This is a genomic window from Azorhizobium sp. AG788, from assembly GCF_004364705.1.
In the GTDB taxonomy this organism is placed as follows: Bacteria; Pseudomonadota; Alphaproteobacteria; order Rhizobiales; family Xanthobacteraceae; genus Azorhizobium; species Azorhizobium caulinodans.
In genome coordinates this window covers 245251-268930 of the sequence record NZ_SOBM01000003.1, presented here as the reverse complement: position 1 = coordinate 268930, position 23680 = coordinate 245251, and the positions used below count along the sequence as shown (strand labels likewise).

Sequence of the window (23680 nt, the reverse complement as noted above, 5' to 3'; positions counted from 1 at the left end):
TGCCCGAATCTTGCCCTGCCTATCAGACGGTCATTCCATGGCAGTGGCATGAAGGCGCCGCACCGTGGCGGCGAGCGTCATGGGATCGAAGGGCTTGGCGATGACGCCGACCGCCCCCAGCGAGCGGAAATGTTCCACCTCGTGCGCCTGGGTCCGCGCGGTGACGAAGGCGACCGGAATGGCCTGCGTGGCCGCATCCGCCCGCAGCGTGGCGAGGGTGGTCGGCCCGTCCACGCCCGGCATCATCACGTCCATGAGGATGAGGTCGATGCCGCCCGCCTTCGCCCGCGCCACCGCCTCGGGGCCCGAAGCCGCGGTGAGCGCCGTGAGGCCGGGGTCGAGCCCGAGCGACAGGCTCGCGATCTCGCGGATGTCGGCTTCGTCGTCCACATAGAGGATGGTGAGCGCCATGGCGGATCTCGCGGCTGTCCGGACGTTCCGCTATGGCGCCTCGAGCGCCGGCAAGTCCAGATGAAAGGCGGTGCCCACGCCTTCCTCGGTCTCGAAGCTCAGCGTCCCGTCGTGATGGTCGGCGATCTCGCGGGCGATGGCGAGGCCTAGCCCGGTGCCGCCCCGCTGGCGTGTATCGGAATTGTCCGCCTGCGCGAAGCGGGTGAAGATGGCGGAGCGGAAGCTCTCCGGAATGCCCATGCCGTGATCGCGCACGGTGGCCCGCACATGGTCGCCGCGGCGGGCGACACTCACCTCCACCGTGCTGCCGGCGGGGGAGAATTTCACCGCATTGGACAGAAGGTTGGTCAGCACCTGGATCAGCCGGTCCGCATCGCCCGTCACCCGCAGGTCGCCCGGCTCCACCTCAAGGGTGAGGGCGACCTGGTGTTCGAGCGCAAAGCCGCTGTTCTGCTCCACCGACCGCTCGGCGACCTCGGCCAGCGAGACGGTATCGCGCGCGAAGGTGATGCCCGAGGACTGCATTTTCTCGATGTCGAGAATGTCGTTGATGAGCCGCACCAGCCGCCGGCAGTTCTGGGAGGCGATGGTGACGAGCCGCTGCGCCCCTTCCGGCAGGGAGCCGGTGGCGCCGCCGGCCAGCAGGCCGAGCGAGCCGGCGATGGAGGTGAGCGGGGTGCGCAGCTCGTGGCTGACGGTGGAGACGAATTCGTTCTTCATCACCTCGGCCCGCTTGCGCTCGGTGATGTCGTGCAGCACGGCAACGAGATTCTGGCCGCCGCTGTCCCGCATCCGGCCGATGGCGACGTCCACCGGCACCGTGCCGCCGTCCTTGCGCAGCCCGATCAACTCGCGCACGCCGCCGCCGTCCTTGGCGGTCGAGGACAGTTCGGTCATGAAATCGGCCGGCGTCGTGCCTTCCGGCAGGCTGAACAGCGTGCCGAGCGGCTTGCCTGCAATCTCCTCCGGCTGCCAGCCGAGCAGGCGCGTGGTGGCGGGATTGGCGCTCTCGATGCGACCCTCGACATTCACCGTGACGATGGAATCGATGGCGCTGGCGAGAATGGCCCGCTGGCGCGAGAGGGCATCGCCCAGCGCCCGCTCCGCCCGGCGGCGGCCCACGAGATGGGTGAGCATCACGGCGGTGGAGCCGAAGACCACGGCGATGGCCGCGCCGAGAAGGGCGAGCAGGGTTGTCTTGGTGCGCTGGCCGACGACGCGCACCTCCTGGGTGCGGGCGTTGATGGCGCCGATCTCCGCCTCGGCGATGCTCTCCACCGTCTCGGCGATCTGGTCCATCAGGCCCTTGCTCTGCCGCACCTGAAGGATGCTGCCGGCGGGCGTCGCATCCGAATGCATGCGGGCGTCGATCATCTCTCCCAGCAGCCGCAGCTCCGCCTCTGCGAGCCTCTTGAGGCGGGCAAGGTCGTCAGTGTGCTCCGGGCGTTCGACGGCGAATTTCGTCACGGCCGCGATGCGGGCGAGGATGCGCGTGCGGTCCTCGTCGAGCGGCGGGCGGAATTCGGCTTCGCCGGTGATGATGAAGCCGCGCGTGGCGCTCTCCACTGTCAGCAACTGCTCATAGATCGACTGCAATTCGGCGCGGATGCTTGAGGAATAGATCAGATCCTCGCGCGCATGCTGGCTCGCTGCAAATTCCCGGAAGCTGGCGAAGCCCACGGCCATCACGATGGCGATGGAGACGCAGGCGCCGAGCACCGCGATTATGGAGACGTTGCGGATGCCGCGCCGGAAGCGGCGGCGGTCCTTGGGGCGGCGCTGCATCAGCATGGCAGGCCGCTCCGCGGGAGGGCGGCGGCGGAGGGCAGGAAGGCGCGCGATCGGCAGGGCATGGCGAACCGTAACAGGATGCCGCCGCCGAGAGAAAGACGGCTCAGGCCTCTTCCTCGACCTCGACGACGGTGAGGTCCAGCCAGGCATCGAGGAAATGCTCGAGCCAGTGGCAGACCGCCGGATCATGCCGATACCAGCCATCGAAGTGGGCGTCGCTCGGCTGCGCGCCGGGGGTCGAGAGCTTGGCCGCGCCCTTGGTGGTCCAGCGGCACATCATCTCGTGCGTCACTTCCGGATGGAACTGCACGGCGAAGGCGTGCTGGCCGTAGCGGAAGGCCTGATTGGGAAAGACGTCGCCCTGGGCCAGAAGGTCGGCGCCTGCCGGCAGCTCGAAGCCTTCCGAATGCCAGTGATAGACATGATCGGGCCAGGGCAGCAGCTCGGAGCCGAGCGCCGTCGGGCGCAGCGGATAATAGCCGATCTCGCTGAGGCCGGCCTCGTGCCGGGAGACGGTCGCGCCGAGCGTGCGGGCCATGAGCTGGGCGCCGAGGCAGACCCCGAGCAACGGCGCGTCGGCGTCGAGCGCCTTGCCGATGAGCGTCATTTCCTCGGCGATCCAGGGAAAGGGATCGTTGGCGCTCATGGGGCCGCCGAAGACGACGGTGCCCACATGGTCCTCAAGGGTGTCCGGAAGGGCTTCGCCCAGCGCAGGGCGGCGGATGTCGAGCTCGTAGCCGCGCAGCTCGAGGAAGCGACCGATCCGGCCGGGCGTGGAGGTCGCCTGATGCAGGATGGTCAGGATGCGACCCTTGTGGCGTGCCTCCCAGGGGGCGCGCGCGTCAGTCCGAATGTCCACCGTCCCCTTCCACCTCTCTGCGAACCTCGCGGCGGATCCGCACGCGATCGCGCGAGCCGATGTTCAGCAATTCGGCCGCCCGCCACACCAGATTGTCTTCAAATTCCGTGAGGCTCCCATCGGCATAGGCGACCTCGAACATCATCTCCACGACGCGCAGCCGACCCTCCTCGTCGAGGGCGCGGTTCAGCACGCTGGTGAAGGCATAAAGATCAACGGCTTCCGCATCGCGCGCGATGGCGAGTTCCACGAGGCTGTCGGTGTCGGCTGCGCTCAGGTCAAAGCGGCTGGAGAGGATGTCCCGCAGCACGCCGCGCTCCTCATCCGTCACCGCGCCGTCGATGGCCATCACATGCACCAGCAGGACCGCAGCCGCGAGGCGATAGTCATTGTCCTGGAAGGCGCTGGCTTCCCGTCGCTCGCCGGCGATGTCGGAGATGAAGTCGGAAAGCGCGCGGAACATGGAGCCTCGCAGGTCGGATGCCTGTTCCGTGGTGCCATGAAATCCGCGCGGGCGGCAAGCTCAGCCGTTTCCACAACGCATTGCTTTAAATCAGTTTGCGATGAATTCTGCGCGACTGTGGCGGCGAATACACGATCCGCCGTCTTTCGGTCAGTTGTTGTTGTTCGGCAGCGGCTGGCGCTGGCTGCTGCCGCCCTGGATGCGCCGTGCGGAATCGCCTTCACCGGGCCGCGTGGGCGGCGGGGGCGTGGGCACCATGTTCTGTCGCGGCGCGGGCGGGGAAAGGTTCTGGCCCGGGATGGGGGCGATGTAGGTCGGAGATACGATCACCGGCTTCGTCTGCTGGGCCTGCGCGACGGACGCACCCATGAGCGTGCAGGCGATCGCCACGGCAAGCGCGGAGGCTCCCAGGCGATGAGACGGGCGATGATGGTCGGTGTGCGTCAAGACGGCCTCCCGCCGCTGGCCGATGCCGCCGGTGCGGCTGATCGGTCTTGATCCTTCTGCCTCAGTAGATGGAGGCCGGGCGGGCAAAAGGCAATGGCTCAGGGCCGGGTGGCCGGCTTCACCACCAGCCGTCCGGTGGCCGGCACGGCCGGCGGGGTGTCGGCGTCGTGGATGACCACCTGGCCTTCTGCCCAGCGCTGCGGGCTGTCCACCAGCCGGCTGATGCTGATGCCGGCCGTGATCGCCAGCACCGTGGCCATCAGCACGAAGGAGCCTTCCCTGAGCATGGACATGATGGTTCGTTCCTGGCGCGTTGATGGCGAAATCGTGGTCGAAAACGCCGCTGCGGTGCGTTCGTTCCGCGGATGGGCGTTCTTTTTCGTCAGGCCCTGCTGCTGGGCGCGAGCAACTGACGGCCCGCGCAGGCTGGCCCGGAAACCTTGCCAAAATCCTAATTTTCAGAATCCCGCGCCGCTTTGCGCAGGAATGGCGTGTTCCGGTGGAAGGTGGGCATGGATGATCGGCGAGTTGGGGAAAAATGCTTGACGCAATTTGACCGGTTGCGGGGCTCTCGTGCTCCGGCCAGCACGCTTGATGCCAGAGGCGAGCTTGCACCCGCGGCTCGACAACCTGTCACGCGCCCGTGACAACTTTGGAACCGTCAAGCTCCAAGCCTGTTATTGTTTATGCACTGTGCCGGTCACGCTGGATCGGCATGCGTTCTCCGTGTCGCTCTTGGCAGTGGACACGGCGCCGGCTTGGCCTATTTCCTCATGGGATCGGCCGACCGGTGGAACCCGCAGCGAAAGGTGAAATGTGTCGGAGCAACTCGAGGCGCGGGGAATGGCCTTGCTGGTCGAGGACGAGCCGTTCGTGGCGATGGTCGCGCGGCAGATCCTCGAGGATGAGGGCTTCCATGTCTCCCACGCCAATACGGGCGCCGGCGCGCTGTCCGTGCTGGAGGCGGGACCCCAGGAACTGGTGCTGGCCGTGGTCGATATCGGCCTGCCGGACATGTCGGGTGACGCGCTGGTCCAGCAGATCGCCGCGTTCCGTCCGGATTTGCCCGTGATGATCGCCAGCGGCTATGGCGCGGACGAACTGCTGCAGCGCTTTCCGTCCGGCGGGCGCACGGCGCTGCTGCCCAAGCCCTACGATACGGCCGCGCTGCGCAGTGCGCTGCGGACACTCGGATTTTCAGTGGAGGCCTGAGGAGGGCGGCGGGGCCTCGGCCCCGCCCGGTGACGCCGCGGCTCAGCGCCGCCGCGTCGCGAGAAGCGCCTGGAGAAGGCCGGCCCCGGCCGCGACGGCCACCGTCGCCATGGGATGGCGCTCGGCAAATCGGGACACCGCAGAAAGTGTGCTGAAGCCAAGTGCCGACGCGCCCAGCACAGGTGTCGGCTGCCGGCGACGCCAGAGCGCGATGGCGGCCAGAAGTCCGGTGAGGGCGAGGGTCGCCGCCGCCGTGATGAGCGCCGCGAGGGGCGCCTTCAGATGCGGTTCGATGGCGGCATAAAGGCTGATCGCCAGGAACACTTGCGTGATCCAGGCGAAGCCCGCGGCGAGGAAGAGCAGCAGCGCGCGTTTGGCCATCGTCGGGCCTAGCGGCGCATCAGAAGCTGGCCGAGCAGGGCACCGACGCCGGCGGCAATGGCGACCGCCGTGAAGGGCTGCGCCTGGATCGAGCTGCGCAGCGTTTCCGCCTGGTCTTCCGCCCAGTCGGTCATCTCGCCGGCGGCGTTCTCCGCGTCGGCAGCGGCACTCTTCACGCCCTGCTTGGCGGTCTTGCCCAGCGTTTCCACCAGCTTGGCCACGTCGCCGCGTAGCTGTTCGAGGTCCGCCCTGAGGTCGGCCAGATTGTCTTGCGTGGCCGAGAGGTCCGGCTTTTCCGACATGGGGATCTCCGTTGGGTCTGAGGGTGTGCCCCGCTCTGGAGGCACACCGGTCAGAACGTCCCCGCGGCGGCGAAGTTCCAGCTTGCGCGCGGCCGTGGTGCCGCGCGGTCAGGCGATGCGCTGGGCGCGTTCCTGCGCTGCGTCGGACTTCGTCTGGTGGAAGAAGAGCGCCTGAGCGATCGTCGCCTTCACCGTCTCGCTGAGGAACGGCTTGGTGATCAGATAGGTCGGCTCGGGCCGCTCGCCCGTCAGAAGGCGATCCGGGAAGGCGGTTATGAAGATCACCGGCACGTCAAACGAGCCGAGGATGTCGGTGACCGCATCAATGCCGGAGGACCCGTCCGCCAGCTGGATGTCCGCGAGCACCAGACCGAAATCGCCGTCCTTGGCGAGTTCCAGCGCCTTGGTGTGGGTCGGCGCCACGCCCACCACTTCGTGGCCGAGATCGGTGACGAGGGTTTTCAGGTCGAGCGCGATGACCCATTCGTCCTCGATGATGAGGACGCGGGTGGCGAGCTGCCGGTCGATCTCGGCCTGCGCCGCCACCACCTGCTGCTCCACATCCTCGAGGCCGACACGCAGAATGGCGCTCGCCTCGGCATAGGAGAAGCCTTCCATGGCGGTGAGCAGGAGCGCCACGCGCGAACTCGCGTTCAGCGACTGGAGGCGCTGGTCGGCATGGCTGCCCACGGCGACGTCCGGGGTGCTGCGGGGTTCCCAGATCTGATGCAGCGCGCGGTAGAGGGCCACGCGGGGGGAGACGTTGGGGTCGATGGACACCTGTCCGTCCACCACCGCCTGCAGCGTGTCGCGCACGAGGCGGTCACCCGCCTCCTGGGAGCCCAGAAGGGCACGGGCATAACGGCGGAGGAGCGGAAGCTGCTTGATGAGCTGTTGCTGTGGCATTCTGGGCATCGCCTTCGAACAAGTCGCTAACAACGCAGCGTTGGGGAGAAAGTTCCCTGTTCCGAGGAACAAGGTTGCGGCTCGTGGCATTATAGCGAGCGCATGGGGAGGGGGCATCCCATTGCGGATGCTCTGCGTAGACGGATGCCCGGATGCGGCCGGGTGTGGACGGAGCTGTGTATGTCATCAAGGCGGCGGGCACTGGTCGAGGCGTGGGGCCGGGAGCGCGCCGCCATCTTCGCATCCGCCGTCGGACAGCCCCGCTCCCTGCTGGACAGCGTGCGGCGCCGGCTGATGCTGGTGATCCTCATTGCGGTTCTGCCGCTTGCCTCCGCCTGCATGCTTCAGGGCCTGCTGCAACTGCGCCGCGCCGGCGAGGACGCGCAGCAGAGCCTCGTCCAGTCCGCGGCCGCCGCCGCCGCGAGCGCACGCAACATCTTCTCTTCCGCCGAGAACGTCCTGCAGGCGCTGAAGAACACGAACGACGTCCGCGACGCCAATACCGACTGCCAGGCGACGCTGGCGGGCGCCAATCTCAGCGTGCTGTTCAGCTCCAACATCGCCTATATCGACAAGAACGGGCAGGTGCTCTGCTCCGCCCTGCCGCAGACCCAGTCCTCCGTGGGGGATCGCAAGTGGTGGCTCGCGGCACGCAACGAGCGGGGCTTCACCATCGGGCCGCGCCAGATCAGCCCGGTCACGCGTTCGGACATTCTGGTGGGCATCCTGCCCCTCTTCGGCGCGGACGGCGTGTTCGACGGCGCGCTGGCCATGGCCATCAATGCTGCCTCGCTGGACAATCTGCTGCGCGAGGCGGTGCCGCCGTCGGTCGGCGTCGTGGCGCTGATCAACGACAAGGGCGTGCAGGTCGCCTCCAATGCGGCCGATGCCGCCAGCCAGCTGTTCGACGGCCGCACCATCGACAACTACATGGAGCGGCTCGGAGAGGCGAAGGACGCGCAGGGCCGCGCCTGGAGCTTTGCTGCCGCCCCTCTGGAGCGGCACGGCCTGTTCGTCGCCATCGCCCGGCCGACGGCGGACCTTTTCCGCTGGACCACCTTCCACGTGCTGCTCGGCTTCGTTCTGCCGGTGGTGATGGTGGTGTTCACGCTGGTGGCCATGTGGCTGGCGACCGACCGCATCGTGCTGCAGTGGCTGCTCTACATCCGCCGGGTCACGGTGGTGTATGCGCAGGGCCATTACGGCTTCCGGCCGACCCGCATGCATCGCGCGCCCAGCGAATTCCGGGTGCTCGGCCATGCCATCGAGGACATGGCGCTTGCGGTGCGCGAGCGCGACAACCGCTTGCGCGAAGGCCTCGCGGAGAAGACCGCGCTGGTGCGGGAGATCCATCACCGCATCAAGAACAGCCTTCAGGTGGTGGTGTCGCTCCTAAGTCTCTATGGCGCCGGCGTCGCGCCGGCCGACCGGCCGCGCTTCGAGCGCCTGCGGGTGCGGATGAACTCGCTGGCGGTGGTCCACCGGGTCTTCTACGAGGCTGCCGAAGGCTCGGAGGTGCGCGTCCGCGAACTGCTGCGCGAACTCGCCGTGCTGCTGGAAGGCGCCTCGGACCGCAGCGCCGCCGTGCTGGTGGAGGCGGGGGACGAGATCACCCTGCCCACCGATTTCGCCGTGCCGCTGGCGCTGCTGGTGACCGAGATCGTGATGGCGCTCACCCGGCCCGACGCGGCGCGGCCGGTGCGCATCACCCTCAAGGCCGCCCTTCAGGGCGGGACCTTCGAGCTTGTGGCCGAGGCGTCCGAGCCTGCGGAGGGCCGGCTCGACGTCGGTAAGGCGGATCTCGCCCACGGCTTTGCCGGCCAGCTCGGCGGCAGCGTGCTGGTGGAGGAGGCCGAGGATTGCGCCCGCATCCGTACCGCCTTCCCCGCCCGCAAACGCGGCATGGCCGGCTGACGGGCATGGCAGGTCTGCCTCAGGCGGACGGTTGCGCCGGGGCGGGCCGCAGGCCGAGACGGGCGAGAAGGACCGCATCCCGGCTCTCCTCCATGTTGGGCGTCGTCAGCAGCGTGTCGCCCACGAAGATGGAGTTTGCGCCGGCGAGGAAGCACAGGGCCTGCGCCTCGTCGCTGAGGGTGTGGCGGCCGGCCGAGAGCCGCACCACGCTGCGCGGCATGAGCAGGCGGGCCACCGCCACCAGCCTTACGAAGGCGATGGGGTCCACCTTCTCCTCGAAGGCCTTCACCGGCGTGCCCTCGATGGGCGTCCACATGTTGAGCGGCACGCTTTCGGGATGCGGATCGAGGCCTGCGAGCAGTTCCAGCATGGCGAGGCGGTCCTCGATGGTCTCGCCCATGCCGACGATGCCGCCGCAGCAGACCTTGATGCCGCCCGCCCGCACATGGCCGAGCGTCTCCAGCCGGTCATCGAGGGTGCGGGTGGAGGTGATGCGCGGATAATAGGCCGGCGAGGTATCCACATTGTGGTTGTAGTAATCGAGCCCGGCGGCGCTGAGCCGATCCACCTGCGCGGGCGTGAGCATGCCCAGCGTCACGCAGGTTTCAAGGCCGAGCGCCCGCACGCCCGAGATCATGGCGCAGACCGCATCCAAGTCCCGGTCCTTGGGCGCGCGCCAGGCCGCGCCCATGCAGAAGCGGGCGGCGCCCCCGGCCTTTGCCTTGCGGGCCTCCGCGAGCACTGCCTCCACGTCCATGAGCCGGGTGGCGGCAACGCCGGTGTCGTGATGCGCGCTCTGCGAGCAGTAGCCGCAATCCTCCGGGCAGCCGCCGGTCTTGATGCTGAGAAGCTGCGCCGTCTCCACCGAGCAGGCATCGAAATGGGCCCGGTGTGCCGCCTGCGCCCGGAACATGAGCTCCGGGAGCGGGAGGTCATAGAGGCCGCGCGCGCGCGTCTCGGCGGCGGGTCGAGCGGTTGCGGCGATTGCGGCGCTCATTGCGCGTCGCCCGCGCGGCGGCCCGGCAGGGCGCCGGAGGCGGCCGCCACCAGCGCGATCTTCAGGAGGTCGCCCAGGATGAAGGGCAGGAAGCCCTGTGTCAGAAGGGCGCGGGCCGGCACGAAGGCGGTGAGCCAGAGCAGGCCCAGCGCATAGACCGCAGCGAGGCCTGCCAGCATGGCGATGGTGCGTCCCCATACGCCGAGGGGGGCAAGGGGGGCGCTGCGGGCGAGGGCGCTGACGAGGCCGCCAGCCAGCCAGTAGCCGGCCAGATAGCCGCCCGTGGGCCCCGCCATATAGGCAAGGCCGACGCCGCGCTCCGGGGTGCCGGCGAAGACAGGCAGGCCGAGCGCTCCGGCCGCGAGGTAAGCGCCGAAGACCGCGAGCGCCATGCGCGGCGGCACCGCCAGCGCGATGGCCATGACGGCGGCGGTCTGGAGGGTCATGGGCACCGGCCAGAAGGGGATCTGCACCTTGGCGCTGAGGGCGAGCAGCGCTACGCCGGCCAGGATGAGCGCCGCCTGCCGCAGCAGGAGGCTGCGGCGCGTGCCGTCGAGCAGAGCGGTTAACATGGGTGAACTCCAATTATAGATAATTTGATTCCAGTATCTATAGGAGTCCACGGGCGTGACCGGAATGCAAGGGGTTCACCCCTCGATGGCGAACATCTCCCGCTCCGGGCCCGATCGTGACTTCACCGGCCGGCGTCCGATCCACTGCACATGGTTGGCGAGGATGGTGCAGGCGGCCTCTACCTGCCCGCGCCGCAGGGCGTCGAGGATGGCGCGGTGGTCATGGTCCGTGCGGGCCTCCCAGTCCTGCCGCCAGGCGGCGAAGAGGAAGCGGGCGCTGGCGGCGTGCAGGTCGTCGATGGTGGCAAGCAGGCGCGGCATGGCGCAGGGCGTGATGATGAGGCGGTGGAACCGGCGGTTCGCCTCTTCCCAGGAGCGCACGTCGCGTGAGATGTCGCCGGCGCGCGTCGCTTCCTCCGCCTGTTGCAGGATGGTGGCGGTGATGTTGGGCGCGGCATTGCGCAGGGCCAGCACTTCCAGCGCTGCCCGCATCTCGGCCACCTCGCGGACGTCCCTGAGGTTGAAGGCGGCCACCCGCACGCCGCGCCGGGGTTCGCTCACCGCCAGTCCCTGTGCCTCAAGCCGGCGGAAGGCCTCGCGGACCGGGACATGGCTGGTCTCGAACTCGGCGGCCACATGATCCTGCCGCAGCCGGCTCCCCGGTTCGATCTCGCCGGAGATGATCCGGTCGGCGAGGGTGCGGCTGATGCGGATGGCGATGGTGTCTTCAGTGCGGCTGGTCATGAATTATAGATAAAATGGCGCGCAGGGGATGTCGAGATTGGCCTGCGTCCGAGGGGGCGGATGTGGGGCGCGGCGGTGGGTGGATATTGCTGCAATGCGGCAGTTTGAGTCTAAAAATATTCTCTTCTGAATGCTTTGCTCCGATATACATTTGTTTACATACGGTATGGCGATCCCTTGACGAGCGTCGACTCTCAATCGCCTTCAACATGTTGCCTCAAGCAAGAATTCGACCGCCCCACGCAAGCTTTCCAGCCTATACGTAATAATACGTATGCCCTTGGCGTACGCCCTCTCCGCCCGAGGATGTGCCGCCCATGCCCCGCTTGAATCTCAAGGTCTCGCACGCCGTCGCGCTGATGGTGTTCTCCTGCGTCGCCGTCACCGCCGCCCTGCTGATCGCCGTCGTCGCCTGGATGCTGGATGATGATGCAGCGCAAAATGCCGTTAATCGGCAGAATGTTGCGATCCGCGCTACAGCAATCGCGCTGGCCAAGGCCGTGCCCGGCAGCCGGATCGACTGGTCCGGCAATACCGTGAGCCGCATCGTGCTGCCGCGCCTGCCGGAGCCCGGTGACCACGGCCTCATCGATGATGTCTCCCGCATCTCCGGCGGCACGGCCACGGTGTTCGCGTATGACGCCGGCAAGGACGATTTCGTGCGCCTCTCCACCTCCGTGAAGAAGGCCGATGGCACGCGGGCCGTGGGCACGGTCCTCGGCCGCCAGTCCGCGGCCTATCCGGCCATGAAGGCTGGCGCCATCTATCGTGGCGAGGCCACCATTCTCGATGTGCCCTATTATACGGTCTATCTGCCGGTCTTCGATCCGTCCGGCTCGGTCATCGGCGTGGTCTATGGCGGCGTGAAGCAGGATGAGGTGGATGCGCGCCTCAACTCCCTGCTCCGGACCATCATCGGCCTTTCCATCGTGCTCACCCTGCTGTTGGCCGGCGTCGCGGTGCTGCTGGCGAGCCGCCTGCTGCGTCCCATCGGCCAGTTGGCGGGCGTGATGGAACGCCTCGCGCAGGACGACCTGTCCGTGGAAATCCCCCACCAGGACAAGAAGAACGAGTTCGGCGTGATGGCCCACACCATTCAGGTGTTCCGCGACCATGCGGACGAGCGCCGCGTGCTTCAGGCAGAGCAGGAGCGCCAGACCGCCCAACGCCTTGCCCGGCAGGAGGAGGTGGACGCCATCATCGCCGCCTTCCGCACCCGCATGAGCCGCATGGTGGACGCGGTGCGTCTCAATACCGGCGAGCTTCTGGACGTCGCGGGCAGTCTCTCGCAGGTGGCGGCCCGCACCACGGCACGGACGGTGGAGGCCGACCGCGCCTCCCAGGAGGCCAGCAACTCCGTGCAGGGCGTGGCCGGCGCCACGGAAGAGCTCTCGGCGTCCATCGGCGAGATCACCTCCCAGGTGTCACGCGCCTCGACCGTCGTCGCCGACGCCACCCGCGGCGCCCAGAGCACGGGTGGCAAGGTGCGGGAACTGTCGGAAGGCGCCGAGCGGATCGGCAAGGTGGTGGAACTCATCCAGGCCATTGCTGCCCAGACCAACCTCCTGGCCCTCAACGCCACCATCGAGGCGGCACGGGCCGGCGAGATGGGCAAGGGTTTCGCCGTGGTGGCGCAGGAGGTGAAGGAACTCGCCGCCCAGACCGGCAAGGCGACCGAAGAGATCGGCCACCAGATCCAGAGCATCCAGGGCGCGACCGCCGATGTGGTGCAGGCCATCGAGCAGATCGTCGTCACCATCGGCGATGTGGACCGCTACACCAGCGCCATCGCCTCGGCCGTCACCCAGCAGAATGCCGCCACCGGCGAGATCACGCGGAACATCGTCGCCGCCTCGCAGGGCAGTGCCACGGTGGCGTCCAACATCACCCATGTGATGCAGGCGGTGAACGAGACCGACACCTGCGCCGGCCGGGTGACCGACGCCACGCGCCGGCTGGCGGACGACAACGCCCAGCTCAATGCGGCGCTGGAAGACTTTCTCGAGCGCGTCGCGGCCGCCTGACGGCGCGGCGGTTCTGCTTCCCGCAGCCCGGCGTGGCGATGCCCGGGCCTGGTGTGTCAGGGGCGGCGTGCAGGCAAAGAAAAACCCCGCGCCGGAGCCGGCACGGGGTCTGATCTGTCTTTTGCGCCGGCGGGACGCCGGCTGCGCCTCAGGCCTTGGCGCTCTTCTTGCGCAGGCGCACCACCACGTCCACACGCGCCACCTCGAAGCCCTCGGGGGCTTCCGGCAGGCGGTCCACGGTGACGGATGCCTCCGGAATGTCGACGAGCTCGTTGTGGCCCTCGACATAGAAATGGTGGTGGTCGGAGGAGTTGGTGTCGAAATAGGTCTTCGACCCGTCCACGGCGACCTCGCGCAGCAGGCTCACTTCCGTGAACTGGTGCAGCGTATTGTAGACGGTGGCGAGCGACACCGGGAAGCGGGCGCGGATGGCCTCTTCGTGCAGCATTTCGGCCGTCACGTGGCGGTCACCCTTGGCGAATAGAAGCCAGCCCAGCGCCAGACGCTGACGGGTGGGACGCAGGCCGACCTCACGGAGCATCTCGCGCACGTCGTGGAACGGGCAGCCGGTGCGGCGCGCATTGTTCACGTCGCGCAGCTGCGCCACGGGCAGCACGGCCTCTTCAGGGTCCACCTGGACACGGGCGGCGCCGGAACCCAGGCTCGTACGGATTCGAGTCATCTCGTTCATGGTCGCGCTAGCAATCTCAATCTATGCAATCGCATTGCTGCTGGGGGAGCCACTGTGAGGCGGCGATCATTTTTCAGCTATACCTGATCCCGCGCCTCATTGCCACCATTACAGATTGTAGCTGGACTAAAGTAAATCAAGCCGCTGCAATGCCTTCCTCGTGATCATGGGGCGCATGGACAGGCCGTCTTCCGCGGGCTATCGCGCTGCAACAGCCTCAGGTTCCGCTGCCGCCATCCTCCAGGGGAAAGCTGGCGCGGGGCTCGCGTGAGGCCGGGACGGTTCATGATCCATAGGCGGAGCCGAGGCGTGACGCATCTTTTTCGCTCTCCGGTCCTGGTGGCCCTCTTCGTCGCGCTGGCGGCGGCGGCGACCCTTGCTGCGGCCTGGTTCTTCCAGCTCGTGGTGGGGCTTGCGCCCTGTCCGCTCTGCCTCGACCAGCGCCTGCCCTATTATGCGGCGGTGCCCGTGGGGCTGCTGCTCGCGTTCGTTGGGCGCAGCCGGCCGGACCTTGCACGCCATGGCCTCTGGCTCCTCGCCGCCCTGATGGCGGTGGATGCTGGCATCGCCATCTATCATGCGGGCGTCGAATGGCAGTTCTGGCCGGGGCCGACCACCTGCACGGGCTCCACGCCTCCCATGGTCACGGACATCATGTCGGCGCTGAAGACGACGCGGGTGCCCCGCTGCGACGAGGCAGCCTGGCGCCTGTTCGGCATTTCCATGGCCGGCTGGAACGCCCTCATTGCCCTCGGCCTCACCGGCATCAGCCTCAAGGGCGCGCTCGCCCGGCGCTGAGGCTCGCATCCTCAGGGGTCGAGTTCGGTGTCCCAGTAGAGATAGTCGAGCCAGCTCTCGTGCAGATAGTTCGGCGGGAAGTGCCGGCCGTTCTGGTGCAGGTCGTGGACGCTGGGCTGGAAGGGCGTCTGCGCGGGCCACATCTTGGCATCGTCTGGCATCAGGCCGCCCTTGCGCAGATTGCAGGGGGAGCAGGCCGCCACCACGTTTTCCCAGGTGGTCTGGCCGCCCCGCGATCGCGGAATGACGTGGTCGAAGGTGAGATCCTCGCGCGTGCCGCAATACTGGCAGGTGAAGCGGTCGCGCAGGAAGACGTTGAAGCGGGTGAAAGCCGGCTGACGGGTCGGCTTGACGAAGGTGCGAAGCGAAACGACGCTCGGTAGCTTCAGTTCAAAGCCCGGACTTCGGACCGCCTTGTCGTAATATTCGACGATATTCACGCGGTCGAGGAAGACCGCCTTGATGGTATCCTGCCACGACCAGACAGACAGCGGGTAATAGCTGAGCGGGCGGTAGTCCGCATTCAGCACAAGAGCTGGCCACGCGCCCGGTGATAAAGCAGCGGTCAAGGATCTTCTCCTCGCCCTCCATCCCAGCCGAATCGAGCAGTCCCGTTCGGCACGCGCGGATACTGTATAGGCTCCATGTCAGCCTTGTGAAGGCCCGCACAAAATCCCGCCGAAGCGGCGGATAGACGCGTGGACGCCCATCTCGTTACCGCTGGAAACTATGCCTGACATTGCCGGAATCTGCCGGTGGTCGGCGGAAAGTGTCTTCATGCCCAAATGGTTAACGCGTCAACCGGTCGGCGGGGCGAGGTGGGCGGCGAGAAAGAGGCCGGCCCGCTCCACGCCCTCCTCGTCAATGCCGTGGCCGAGCGATTGGGTAAGGTGCGTCTCGGCGCGGACGCCGGCGGCCGAGAGGGCGGCGGCGGTGGCGGTGAGTGCATAGACCGGCACCACCTCATCGCGCCCGCCATGCATCAGCAGCACGGGCGGCCGCGACGGCGCGAGGCCGGGCGGTAGCAGCGGCGGCAGGAAGCCGGACGCGCCCACCACGGCGGCGATGGGCTCGGGCGCCGTCACCGCGAAGGAGAGCGCCATCATGGCTCCCTGGCTGAAGCCGAACAGCGCCACCCGGCTCCAGGGCAGATCGAGGCGCGTGCGTTCCTCATCCAGAAGCCGGGCGAAGGCGGGCAGGGCGGAGAGCGTGTCGCGCGCAATGGCGTGAGGATCGGCGAGCGAGAGGGGAAACCACTGCCGCCCCACCGGCATCTGGTCGCAGGGATGCGGGGCATGGGGCGCGACGAACGCGGTGTGGGGCAGGATTTCCGCCCAGGCGGCGCCGAGATCGATGAGGTCGCGGCCGTCCGCGCCATAACCGTGCACCAGCACCACGAGCGAATCGGCGGGACCGCCCGCAGACGGGGCGAGGCGGGGACCTTCGGTGAGGGACATTCGGAAAATCCGGGATCAGGCGGGGGCGCCGAGACGGGCGCAGCGTGCGCCATAATAGGCCCAGAGCAGATGGGCCGCCACGCCGCGATAGGGCCGCCAGTCCTCCGCGATCGCCTTGAGGCCCAGCGCCGAGGCCCGGCCGGGCAGGCCGAAGGCATCGCCTGCGGCCACCTGCAAGGCAAGGTCGCCCTCGGGAAAGGCATCGCTGCGGCCGAGGCAGAAGAGGAGATAGATGTCCGCCGTCCAGCGGCCGATGCCGGGCAGGCGGGTCAGATAGTCGGCCGCCGCGTCCGCTTCCATCGCCTCCACATGGGCGAGGTCCACCACCCCGTCGGCGAGCGCGCGAGCAATACCGGTGAGGGTGCGGATCTTCGGCGCCGAGAGGCCGCCGGCCTTCAGCGTCTCCGGCGAGGCGTTCAACAGCGCCTCGACCGTCGGCGGGCCGCCGAGCACCTGTTCCGTTCGGGCGGAGATGGCGCGGGCGGAGGCGACGGAGAGCTGCTGGGCGATGATGATGTTGACCAGCCCCGCGAAGTCCGGCGCCCGCCGCCGCAACGGCGGCCGGCCGGCCTCCGCCACCAGCGCATGCAGGCGGTCGTCCAGCGCCAGCAGCCGGTCCAGCGCCGCCTCGAAGGTCGCTTGGTCGCTCAGGTGAACCTCGCTTATCATGCCGCGCCTCCTTGCCCTTTTGCCCTCTCGCGCCGGAGCGGCGGTCATGCGATGACATGACCCGCCATGACCATCGTCTGCCGCTTCGCCCCAAGCCCCAACGGCTTCCTGCATCTCGGCCACGCGCATTCGGCTCTGGTGAACCATGCCGCCGCCACGCGCGCCGCCGGCCGCTTCCTGTTGCGCATGGAAGACATCGACACCACCCGATGTCGCCCGGAATACGAGCAGGGCATCATCGACGATCTGGACTGGCTCGGCATCCTCCCGCCCGAGCCGCCCCGGCACCAGAGCCGGCACTTCGACGATTACGCCGCAGCCCTCGCGCGCCTTGAGGAGATGGGGCTGCTCTATGCTTCTTTCGAGACCCGCGCGGAGATCGCCCGCGCCGTCCTCGCCCGCGAGGCGGCGGGCCGGTCCTGGCCGCGTGATCCCGACGGTGTGCCGCTCTATCCCTTTTCCCGCGAGAGCATGACGGAGGCGGCCCGCGCCCGCCGCAAGGCCGAGGGCGAGCCTTATGTGCTGCGCCTCGACATGGGGCAGGCCTATGCGCCGGCGGGTGCCGGCCTCTCCTGGCACGAGGCGCCTGGCGATCCGCTGGCGGAGCCCCTGCCGGTTCAGGCCGATCCGGCAGCCTGGGGCGATGTGGTGCTCGCCCGCAAGGACGTGCCGGCGAGCTATCATCTGGCGGTGGTGGTGGATGACGACCTGCAGGGCATCACGCATGTGATCCGCGGCCGCGACCTCCATGCCGCCACCGCCATCCATCGCCTGCTCCAGGCGCTGCTCGGCCTGCCGGCGCCCATCTATCATCACCACGCGCTGGTGCTGGACCGCGACGGGCGCAAGCTGTCGAAAAGCACGGGGGCGGCGAGCCTGTCGTCGCTGCGTGCGCTCGGCACCACACCGGACGAGGTGCGCGCGCTCATCGCCCACGGGCTGGAGCCGGCGTCTCAGCCCACCCCGAGCACGTAGAGCCAGAAGGTGATGGTGAAGAGGCCGAGGGCCGTGGACAGCGAGACGGAGCTGGAACTGGTGCCGACGCCGACGCCATAACGCTGGGCCAGCAGATAGGCATTGATGCCGCAGGGCATGGCCGCGAACAGCACGGCCACGCCCGCCCACACCGGGGGCATGGGCAGGATGCGAGTGAGCCCCAGCACCAGAAGCGGATGCACGATGAGCTTCAGCGTGGAGATGAAGACAGTCGGACGCAGATCGCCGGAAATGCCGTAGCGCTTGAGGGCGAGGCCGAGGGAAACGAGGGCGCAGGGCGTGGCGGAGGCCGCCATCATGTCCAGCACCTGCTTGAGTACCCCATGGGCCTCGAAGCCCATGAGCCGCCCGATCCCGCCCGCATAGATGCCGAGCAGGATGGGATTGAAGGCGAGCGAGCGGAACAGCCGCTTCACCGTCGCCCGCGAGAAGCCGGAGCCGCCCTCCACCGCGATGGTGGCGGCCACCAGCATCACCGGCAGGTGCACGGCGATGAGCAGGAACAGCGGCACCGCGCCGGCCTCGCCATAGGCCTTGAGGATCAGCGGCACGCCGACGAAGACCGTATTGGCCTGTCCCGCCGAGAAGCCGTGGATGACGGCTTCCGTGTGCGAGCGCTTGAACACCTTCGCGGCCACCACGGCGGCGAGCGCGAAGACCGCGAAGGCACCGGTGAAATAGGCGATCCAGTAGCCCCAGGGCTGGGCGTCGGGCAGCTTGCTCTCGCTCAGCGTCTTGAAGATCAGGATCGGCACCGCGAGGCTGAACACATATTCCGCGAGGCCGTCCGACGCGCTGTCGCTGATGAGGCGGGTCTTTGCCGCCCCATATCCCACGCCGACAATCCCGAAGACCGGAAGAACGATGAGCGCAAGGTCTGCGAGAATGCCCAGCATGGAATGAGATCAGGCGGCGGTGAGCACGGGTGCCGGCCGCAAGCAGGCCATAGCCACGTCGAACACCGGCACCATGGCGCGCAGGCGGCTTTCGAGGCGGTCCGCGATCTCCGGCGCAGCGGTGATCTCCAGTTCCACCTGCAAGGCATCGTTGGCATGGGCCACGTCGATGCGGTGCGGCAGAACGTCGTGGATCACGAAGGGCTCCAGCAGGCGCAGCAGCACATTGGAATCGGCCGCGGCTTCGACGACAAGGCGATAGTGGGCGCCGGCAGGCACCTTGGCATGGTCAGACATGGGAAGGAATCCGGAAAAACGAGACGTCAGATGCGATTCAGCGTGCCCGGCCGACCTGGTCGACCGGGCGGAGAATTCGCGGCGCGCCTACGAGCGCGCGCATCTCGTGCCCAGAAATGCTCATCTTTTGGACGTTAGGGGGATGGGCGCGCCGCGTCAACGGGCGTAGCTTTGCGCGTCGCTCATGGCCGGTCGCGGCAAGTTGCTTTTGGCGCAAGGCGGCTTCCGCTAGATTGTCGGCTCATGCGCATGTCGCGCCATCATGGACAGCCCAGACGGATCGAGATGCAGGTCCTCCCCCAGCCTGCCGCCCCCCGGGGCGGTGCCGAAACCAACGGCGGCCCCGCGGCCACCGACGGGGAGGCGCGCCTCAATCGCGGCGCGCTGGTCGGTATGGGTCTGGTGGCGGTCCTGCTCACCGGTGCCGCCAGCTTTCTCTGGATGCGCCACGGCGTCGCAATCTTCTTCGATACGGTGGTCGCCGGCCTCGCGACGTGCTTTTGACGGTCCGACGCCTCCGCCTTCCTGCCGCATGGATTTCTCCCGCCCATGGCCGCCTTGTCCTCCCGTACCAAGATCATCGCCCTGTTCTGCGCCTTCGCGGCAGGTGCGCTCGTGCTCGTGGCCGGCGTGACGCTCCTGATGCCGGGGCGCGCTGGTCCCGCTTTGTCGTCGGCGGTGGGCGGCCCGTTCAAGCTCGTGGACGATGGCGCCCAGCCGGTGACGGAGGCCGTCCTCAAGGGGAAGCCCTCGCTCGTCTTCTTCGGCTTCACCCACTGCCCTGACGTGTGCCCGACGGCGCTGTTCGAGATGTCCGAGATCTTCCGCGCCCTTGGCCCCGATGCGGACAAGGCGCAGGCCTTCTTCATCACCGTGGACCCGGAGCGCGACACGCCCGAGATCATGAAGTCCTACGTGTCGAGCTTCGTGCCGCAGATCCACGGCCTCACCGGCACGCCGGAGCAGATCGAGGTGGTGAAGAAGGAATATCGCGTCTTCTCGCGCAAGGTGCCGCTGAAGGATGGCGACTACACCATGGACCACACGGCGGTGGTCTATCTCATGGACAAGGCGGGCAATTTCATCGCGCCCTTCAACACCAAGCGTCCCCCTGCCGAGGCGGCGGCGGATCTCAAGCGCTATCTGTGAGGATGCCGGCGGGCGCGCGGGTCGGGGCGCCGGCCGGTAGCGGCGCCTGTGGCCGCAGCCGGCCCAGCCCGTGCTCGGTCTTGTCCCACCAGTACGGTCGCACGATGAGCTGCACCACCGCCCGCCAGGCCGCCACCGAGAGCAGCAGCCAGTAGAACGGCAGCAGGATCAGGATGGGGGCCAGAGCGAACTGGCCGCGCCGCTTGAGGCCGAGGCCGCAGCTCCACGCCGCCGCGCCGTAGCCGATGGCGAGATTGGTCAGCGAGAGCGCGGTGGCGACGACGCCGAGCGTGGTGCCCGGTGTTGTCAGGAAAACGCCGCGCACGACATCCGCAATCAGCCACGTAACGCACAAGGGATGGAGCAGGGCTGAGGCGAAGGGACCGGCGGTGAGCAGGAGCAGGGGGACGAGGTTGCCCCAGCCGAGCTCCCGCACCAGCCGCAGCGGCTGGCGGCCATGCACCAGCAGCGTCTGGGCCCAGCCCTTCAGCCAGCGCGTGCGTTGGCGCATCCAGGCTGCGCGGGTGATGGGCGCCTCCTCCGCAGTCGACGAGCCGATGACCGCCGTCGTCCAGCCGGCGCGCGCGAGCCGCACGCCGAGGTCGGCATCCTCCGTGACGTTGTAGGGGTCCCAGGCGCCGATCAGCTCCAGCATGCTGCGGCGGAAATGGTTCGACGTGCCGCCGAGCAGGATGGGCATGCGCAATTGCGCGAGGCCGGGCAGCAGAACGTCGAACTGTCCGGCATATTCGGCGGCGAACAGGCGGCTGATCCAGGTTTCATCGGCATTCTCAACCGAGAGGCGGGCTTGCACGCAGGCCACGTTACGACCGCCTTGCCGGAAGGCGGCGAGCGCCCGCTTCAGCTGGTCGGGGTCGGGCACGTCCTCGGCGTCGAACACCACCACAAAGCTGCCGCGGGTGAAGGGCAGCGCGCAGTTGAGCGCCTTGGGCTTCGTGCGCGGCCCCACATCCGGCGCCACGATGATCTCGAACCATGGCGGCAGTGCCATGCGGGCGAGAGCGGCATGAACGGGCGCATCGTCCGGCTCCACCACGATCTTGATGTCGAGCTTCTCCGGCGGATAGTCGATGGCCTGCAAGGCCCGCACGAGACGGGGCAGCACCCGCTCCTCCCGGTAGAGCGGCACGATAATGCTGTAGAGCGGCAGGGCGGCGTCCGGCAGGCCGAGCGGCGGCGGCTCCTCCGGCCGCGCGAGGCAGGTCGCGATGCGCAGCGTCGCGCTGGCGAGGAAGATGGCCGAGAGCAGGGACTGGACGATCAGAAGCGTTTCGAGCGGTGCGCTGAGGCCGGCCGTCGCCACCGCCGCGCCGGCCATGGTCGCGGGCAGGAGCATACGCCGGGTGAAGCGGATGGTGCCTGCCGAGACGTCCGGACGATGGGTGCGCAGGTCGAAGGCGGCGGCGCGGCCGATGCCGTCCGCGCACTGGCGGGCGAGAGTGCCGTGGAGATGCTCGGTCGCGATCACCCGCGCGCGCCGCTTCAGGGTCGGGTCCTCTCTGAGCGCGGAGGCGAGGCGCCGGGCATAGAGCCCCCGCGCAGCGATGACATAGCCGGGCAGATCGTCTTCCGGCGGCGTCTGGAAGGTCTGGAGCCGGAGCACGGTGGGTGCAAGGTCGGGCGGCACCGGCAGGGGGACATCCGGGGGCTGGAGGGCGAGGTCGAGATGGGCGGCGAGCCGGGCGCTCGCCTGCGGCCCGGTGAGAAGGCCGGAGCAGATCAGCACCTCGTCGCCGCCGACCCGCAGGTCGCGCGCCCGTGCGGCGGCCCAGTCGATCAGACTGTCGGGCAGGGTCCCATGCAGGGCCTGAAGTTCGACCGGCCACCGGCTGGGAGGGGACAGGGCGTCCGCTTTGGCATAGAAGGTCCGCTTGCGGTCAGATGCCGCCTCGCCCACCATCGTCTTCTCCCCCCGGAGACGTGTCGGTCAAACGATAATCAGGCGCTCACGATGCCGCTAGGGAAAAAATCGCGTAAAAGTCTTATTTTTCAATCATTGCTCGCAATGATTGTAGCTTTTGCGCCTGTCCCTCTTCTCGCCCAGCCGGCGCCGGCCGGGCCGGTGGTGCCGAGCTTCTGGAGTGCCTCGCGGCGCCTCGAACGGCCCGACACCACGCGCCTGCCATCGACCCTGCGCTTCCTCACCAGCGATGACTATCCGCCCTTCAATTTCAGCGGCCCCGAGGGGGCGCTGATGGGCTTCAACGTGGACCTCGCACGGGCCGTCTGCGCTGAACTCGCCCTGACCTGCACGCTCCAGGCGGTCGACTTCGATACGCTGCTGGACGCCCTCGACCAGAACAAGGGTGACGCGGTCATCGCCGGCCTCGCAGCGACGCCGGCCAACCGCGCCAAGGTGGATTTCTCCGAGCGCTATCTCGGCACGCCGGCCCGCTTCGTCGCGCGCACCGGCCTCTCCCTGCCGGGCGCGACCCCGGCGGATGTAGGGGCACGGCGTGTGGCGGTGGCGGCCGGCACGTCCCACGAGGCCTATCTGAAGGCCTTCTTCCCCGAAGCGAAGATCCAGCCCTATCCCGATGTGGCGTCGGCGCGCGCCGCGCTCCTCGCCGGCGAGGCGGACCTCCTGTTCGGCGATGGCATCGGCCTGTCGCTCTGGCTCAATGGCACGCAGGCCAATGGCTGCTGCCGCTTCGTGGGCGGCCCCTTCACCGAGAGCCGCTATTTCGGCGATGGCCTCTCCGTGGCCGTGAAGTCCGGCAACGATCAGCTCCGCCGGGCCATCGACTATGCGCTCCAGCGCGTGTGGGAAAAGGGCGTCTATACGGACCTCTATCTGCGCTGGTTCCCCATCGGCTTCTACTGACGTTCTCACGCGATGGTGTGCGCGGGGTGGCTCGCGCGCGTCTCGGCGGCGGATCAAGATCGCGGCCTATCGTCGGAGTTCGTCCATGCGCGCCTCTTCCCTCCTGTCCGCCGCCCTTCTCTCCGTGCTGTTCGCCTCACCCGTCCTCGCCCAGCAGGCGGCGAGCGTGCGGGGCACCGTCGTTGCCGCCGAGGGCGGGAACCTGAAGGTGCACAGCCGCGAGGGGCAGGATGTGCCGGTGGTGCTGAGCGAGCCGATCCGCGTCACCGGGCTGGAGCGCATCACCCTCGCCGAGATTCCGGCCAACGCTTATGTGGGCGTCGCCTCCATGCCGCAGGCGGGGGCGCCCGCCGGGGCACCGGAGGTGGCGGTGTCCATTCATGTGTTTCCGGAGGAGATGCGGGGCGCGGGCGAAGGCTCGCGCGGCTATGACCTTGCTCCCAACGCCACCATGACCAATGGGGCCATGGCGCAGAAGCTGGTGGAGAAGACGGGCGACCGCCTCACCATCGCCTATGCCGGCGGGGAGAAACAGGTGGTGGTGACGCCCCAGACGTCGCTGGTGCGCTTCGTGCCGGGCACCATGGCCGAGGTGAAGCCCGGCGCCCATGTGGTGATCCGCGGCACCAAGGGCAGCGATGGGGCGATCGCCAGCCAGCGCGTCATCGTCGGCCGGGGCGACGTGGTTCCCGCCATGTGACGGGGCAGGGATGCTGTCGCGGGAGCGGGTGGCGCGCAGCCGCCCTGCACAAAAGCGGATCGCACTTTCTATCGACATGTTCTAGAGCAGGGGCGCGTATGCGCTGGCGAAGGCTGGCGGATGCGTGTCCACGCGAGCCCGGCCGTAGCCTTCCTTTCG

At 68.3% G+C, this 23680-nt stretch carries 28 protein-coding genes; 9 read left to right on the top strand and 19 right to left on the bottom strand.

What is annotated here, in order from left to right; genetic code table 11:
* Nucleotides 1-30 precede the first annotated feature (30 nt).
* The 6 genes from DFO45_RS09050 to DFO45_RS09025 all read right to left on the bottom strand — a co-directional run bounded on the left by DFO45_RS09050 (nt 31) and on the right by DFO45_RS09025 (nt 4264).
* Nucleotides 31-411 carry a response regulator gene (locus tag DFO45_RS09050; protein WP_012168882.1) on the bottom strand — a complete coding sequence of 127 codons (381 nt, stop codon included), beginning with the start codon at nt 409-411 and terminating at the stop codon, nt 31-33.
* A 30-nt stretch (nt 412-441) separates the two neighbouring features.
* Entirely contained in the window at nt 442-2202 is a 1761-nt protein-coding gene (locus tag DFO45_RS09045; protein WP_133864592.1) for an ATP-binding protein, read from the bottom strand.
* Between the two features lie 103 nt (nt 2203-2305).
* Nucleotides 2306-3061: a glutamine amidotransferase gene (locus DFO45_RS09040; RefSeq protein ID WP_012168884.1), complete on the bottom strand. Its 756-nt coding sequence runs from the start codon at nt 3059-3061 to the stop codon at nt 2306-2308.
* Nucleotides 3045-3524: a TerB family tellurite resistance protein gene (locus tag DFO45_RS09035; protein ID WP_012168885.1), complete on the bottom strand. Its 480-nt coding sequence runs from the start codon at nt 3522-3524 to the stop codon at nt 3045-3047. Before DFO45_RS09035 ends, DFO45_RS09040 begins: the two co-directional genes overlap by 17 nt.
* Nucleotides 3525-3674: 150 nt before the next feature.
* Nucleotides 3675-3971: a hypothetical protein gene (locus tag DFO45_RS09030; protein ID WP_133864591.1), complete on the bottom strand. Its 297-nt coding sequence runs from the start codon at nt 3969-3971 to the stop codon at nt 3675-3677.
* Between the two features lie 98 nt (nt 3972-4069).
* Entirely contained in the window at nt 4070-4264 is a 195-nt protein-coding gene (locus tag DFO45_RS09025; RefSeq protein WP_043878770.1) for a hypothetical protein, read from the bottom strand.
* Nucleotides 4265-4814: 550 nt separating this feature from the next.
* Here DFO45_RS09025 and DFO45_RS09020 point away from each other — a divergent pair.
* Nucleotides 4815-5183 (top strand): response regulator, encoded by a 369-nt coding sequence (locus DFO45_RS09020; RefSeq protein ID WP_133864590.1) that lies wholly within the window; start codon nt 4815-4817, stop codon nt 5181-5183.
* A 42-nt stretch (nt 5184-5225) separates the two neighbouring features.
* Here the strand turns inward: DFO45_RS09020 and DFO45_RS09015 are convergent, their stop codons facing one another.
* The 3 genes from DFO45_RS09015 to DFO45_RS09005 all read right to left on the bottom strand — a co-directional run bounded on the left by DFO45_RS09015 (nt 5226) and on the right by DFO45_RS09005 (nt 6772).
* On the bottom strand, nt 5226-5564 hold the full coding sequence (locus DFO45_RS09015; protein WP_133864589.1) for a hypothetical protein: 339 nt from the start codon (nt 5562-5564) through the stop codon (nt 5226-5228).
* Between the two features lie 8 nt (nt 5565-5572).
* Nucleotides 5573-5866: a DUF883 family protein gene (locus DFO45_RS09010; RefSeq protein WP_133864588.1), complete on the bottom strand. Its 294-nt coding sequence runs from the start codon at nt 5864-5866 to the stop codon at nt 5573-5575.
* A gap of 108 nt (nt 5867-5974) precedes the next feature.
* Complete coding sequence (locus DFO45_RS09005) at nt 5975-6772, bottom strand: response regulator (protein WP_012168890.1); 798 nt, start codon at nt 6770-6772, stop codon at nt 5975-5977.
* Nucleotides 6773-6952: 180 nt separating this feature from the next.
* On the opposite strand from DFO45_RS09005, the gene DFO45_RS09000 reads away from it, so the two are divergent.
* Nucleotides 6953-8686, top strand: coding sequence for a sensor histidine kinase (locus DFO45_RS09000; RefSeq protein WP_166657082.1), 1734 nt, complete (start codon nt 6953-6955; stop codon nt 8684-8686).
* Nucleotides 8687-8705: 19 nt separating this feature from the next.
* On the opposite strand, the gene bioB is transcribed toward DFO45_RS09000, so the two are convergent.
* The 3 genes from bioB to DFO45_RS08985 all read right to left on the bottom strand — a co-directional run bounded on the left by bioB (nt 8706) and on the right by DFO45_RS08985 (nt 10999).
* On the bottom strand, nt 8706-9683 hold the full coding sequence (gene bioB / locus DFO45_RS08995) for a biotin synthase BioB (protein WP_133864586.1): 978 nt from the start codon (nt 9681-9683) through the stop codon (nt 8706-8708).
* Nucleotides 9680-10255, bottom strand: coding sequence for a biotin transporter BioY (locus DFO45_RS08990; RefSeq protein WP_133864585.1), 576 nt, complete (start codon nt 10253-10255; stop codon nt 9680-9682). The genes bioB and DFO45_RS08990 overlap by 4 nt, the downstream gene beginning before the upstream one ends.
* 75 nt (nt 10256-10330) lie before the next feature.
* Nucleotides 10331-10999: a GntR family transcriptional regulator gene (locus DFO45_RS08985; protein ID WP_133864584.1), complete on the bottom strand. Its 669-nt coding sequence runs from the start codon at nt 10997-10999 to the stop codon at nt 10331-10333.
* A 317-nt stretch (nt 11000-11316) separates the two neighbouring features.
* Between DFO45_RS08985 and DFO45_RS08980 the strand changes: the two genes are divergently transcribed.
* Nucleotides 11317-13023 carry a Cache 3/Cache 2 fusion domain-containing protein gene (locus DFO45_RS08980; protein WP_133864583.1) on the top strand — a complete coding sequence of 569 codons (1707 nt, stop codon included), beginning with the start codon at nt 11317-11319 and terminating at the stop codon, nt 13021-13023.
* Between the two features lie 148 nt (nt 13024-13171).
* Here DFO45_RS08980 and irrA read toward each other — a convergent pair whose 3' ends face one another.
* Nucleotides 13172-13714 carry an iron response transcriptional regulator IrrA gene (irrA, locus tag DFO45_RS08975; protein ID WP_012168898.1) on the bottom strand — a complete coding sequence of 181 codons (543 nt, stop codon included), beginning with the start codon at nt 13712-13714 and terminating at the stop codon, nt 13172-13174.
* Between the two features lie 309 nt (nt 13715-14023).
* On the opposite strand from irrA, the gene DFO45_RS08970 reads away from it, so the two are divergent.
* Nucleotides 14024-14512 (top strand): disulfide bond formation protein B, encoded by a 489-nt coding sequence (locus tag DFO45_RS08970; protein WP_245518007.1) that lies wholly within the window; start codon nt 14024-14026, stop codon nt 14510-14512.
* 11 nt (nt 14513-14523) lie between these two features.
* On the opposite strand, the gene DFO45_RS08965 is transcribed toward DFO45_RS08970, so the two are convergent.
* From DFO45_RS08965 to DFO45_RS08955, 3 genes are all read right to left on the bottom strand, one after another.
* The gene (locus DFO45_RS08965; protein WP_012168900.1) at nt 14524-15081 is read right to left on the bottom strand and encodes an HNH endonuclease; all 558 of its coding nucleotides are present in this window, start codon (nt 15079-15081) and stop codon (nt 14524-14526) included.
* A gap of 228 nt (nt 15082-15309) precedes the next feature.
* Nucleotides 15310-15969: an alpha/beta fold hydrolase gene (locus DFO45_RS08960; protein ID WP_012168901.1), complete on the bottom strand. Its 660-nt coding sequence runs from the start codon at nt 15967-15969 to the stop codon at nt 15310-15312.
* Nucleotides 15970-15984: 15 nt separating this feature from the next.
* Nucleotides 15985-16638, bottom strand: a complete 654-nt coding sequence (locus tag DFO45_RS08955; RefSeq protein WP_133864581.1) for a DNA-3-methyladenine glycosylase — start codon at nt 16636-16638, stop codon at nt 15985-15987.
* A 66-nt stretch (nt 16639-16704) separates the two neighbouring features.
* Here DFO45_RS08955 and gluQRS point away from each other — a divergent pair, with 66 nt between their 5' ends.
* Nucleotides 16705-17613 (top strand): tRNA glutamyl-Q(34) synthetase GluQRS, encoded by a 909-nt coding sequence (gluQRS, locus tag DFO45_RS08950; protein WP_133864580.1) that lies wholly within the window; start codon nt 16705-16707, stop codon nt 17611-17613.
* Here gluQRS and DFO45_RS08945 read toward each other — a convergent pair.
* On the bottom strand, nt 17592-18530 hold the full coding sequence (locus DFO45_RS08945) for an AEC family transporter (RefSeq protein ID WP_012168904.1): 939 nt from the start codon (nt 18528-18530) through the stop codon (nt 17592-17594). The genes gluQRS and DFO45_RS08945 overlap by 22 nt on opposite strands.
* Nucleotides 18531-18539: 9 nt before the next feature.
* Nucleotides 18540-18827 carry a hypothetical protein gene (locus DFO45_RS08940; protein ID WP_133864579.1) on the bottom strand — a complete coding sequence of 96 codons (288 nt, stop codon included), beginning with the start codon at nt 18825-18827 and terminating at the stop codon, nt 18540-18542.
* Between the two features lie 243 nt (nt 18828-19070).
* Here DFO45_RS08940 and DFO45_RS08935 point away from each other — a divergent pair, with 243 nt between their 5' ends.
* Nucleotides 19071-19331, top strand: a complete 261-nt coding sequence (locus tag DFO45_RS08935) for a hypothetical protein (protein WP_133864578.1) — start codon at nt 19071-19073, stop codon at nt 19329-19331.
* A gap of 45 nt (nt 19332-19376) precedes the next feature.
* Nucleotides 19377-19976, top strand: a complete 600-nt coding sequence (locus DFO45_RS08930; RefSeq protein WP_012168907.1) for an SCO family protein — start codon at nt 19377-19379, stop codon at nt 19974-19976.
* Here DFO45_RS08930 and DFO45_RS08925 read toward each other — a convergent pair.
* Nucleotides 19960-21897: a glycosyltransferase gene (locus DFO45_RS08925; RefSeq protein WP_133864577.1), complete on the bottom strand. Its 1938-nt coding sequence runs from the start codon at nt 21895-21897 to the stop codon at nt 19960-19962. The two genes, DFO45_RS08930 and DFO45_RS08925, sit on opposite strands and share 17 nt — an antisense overlap.
* Before the next feature lie 105 nt (nt 21898-22002).
* Between DFO45_RS08925 and DFO45_RS08920 the strand changes: the two genes are divergently transcribed.
* Nucleotides 22003-22821, top strand: coding sequence for a transporter substrate-binding domain-containing protein (locus tag DFO45_RS08920; protein WP_245518006.1), 819 nt, complete (start codon nt 22003-22005; stop codon nt 22819-22821).
* 85 nt (nt 22822-22906) lie between these two features.
* Nucleotides 22907-23521, top strand: a complete 615-nt coding sequence (locus tag DFO45_RS08915; protein ID WP_133864576.1) for a hypothetical protein — start codon at nt 22907-22909, stop codon at nt 23519-23521.
* Nucleotides 23522-23680: the final 159 nt, after the last annotated feature.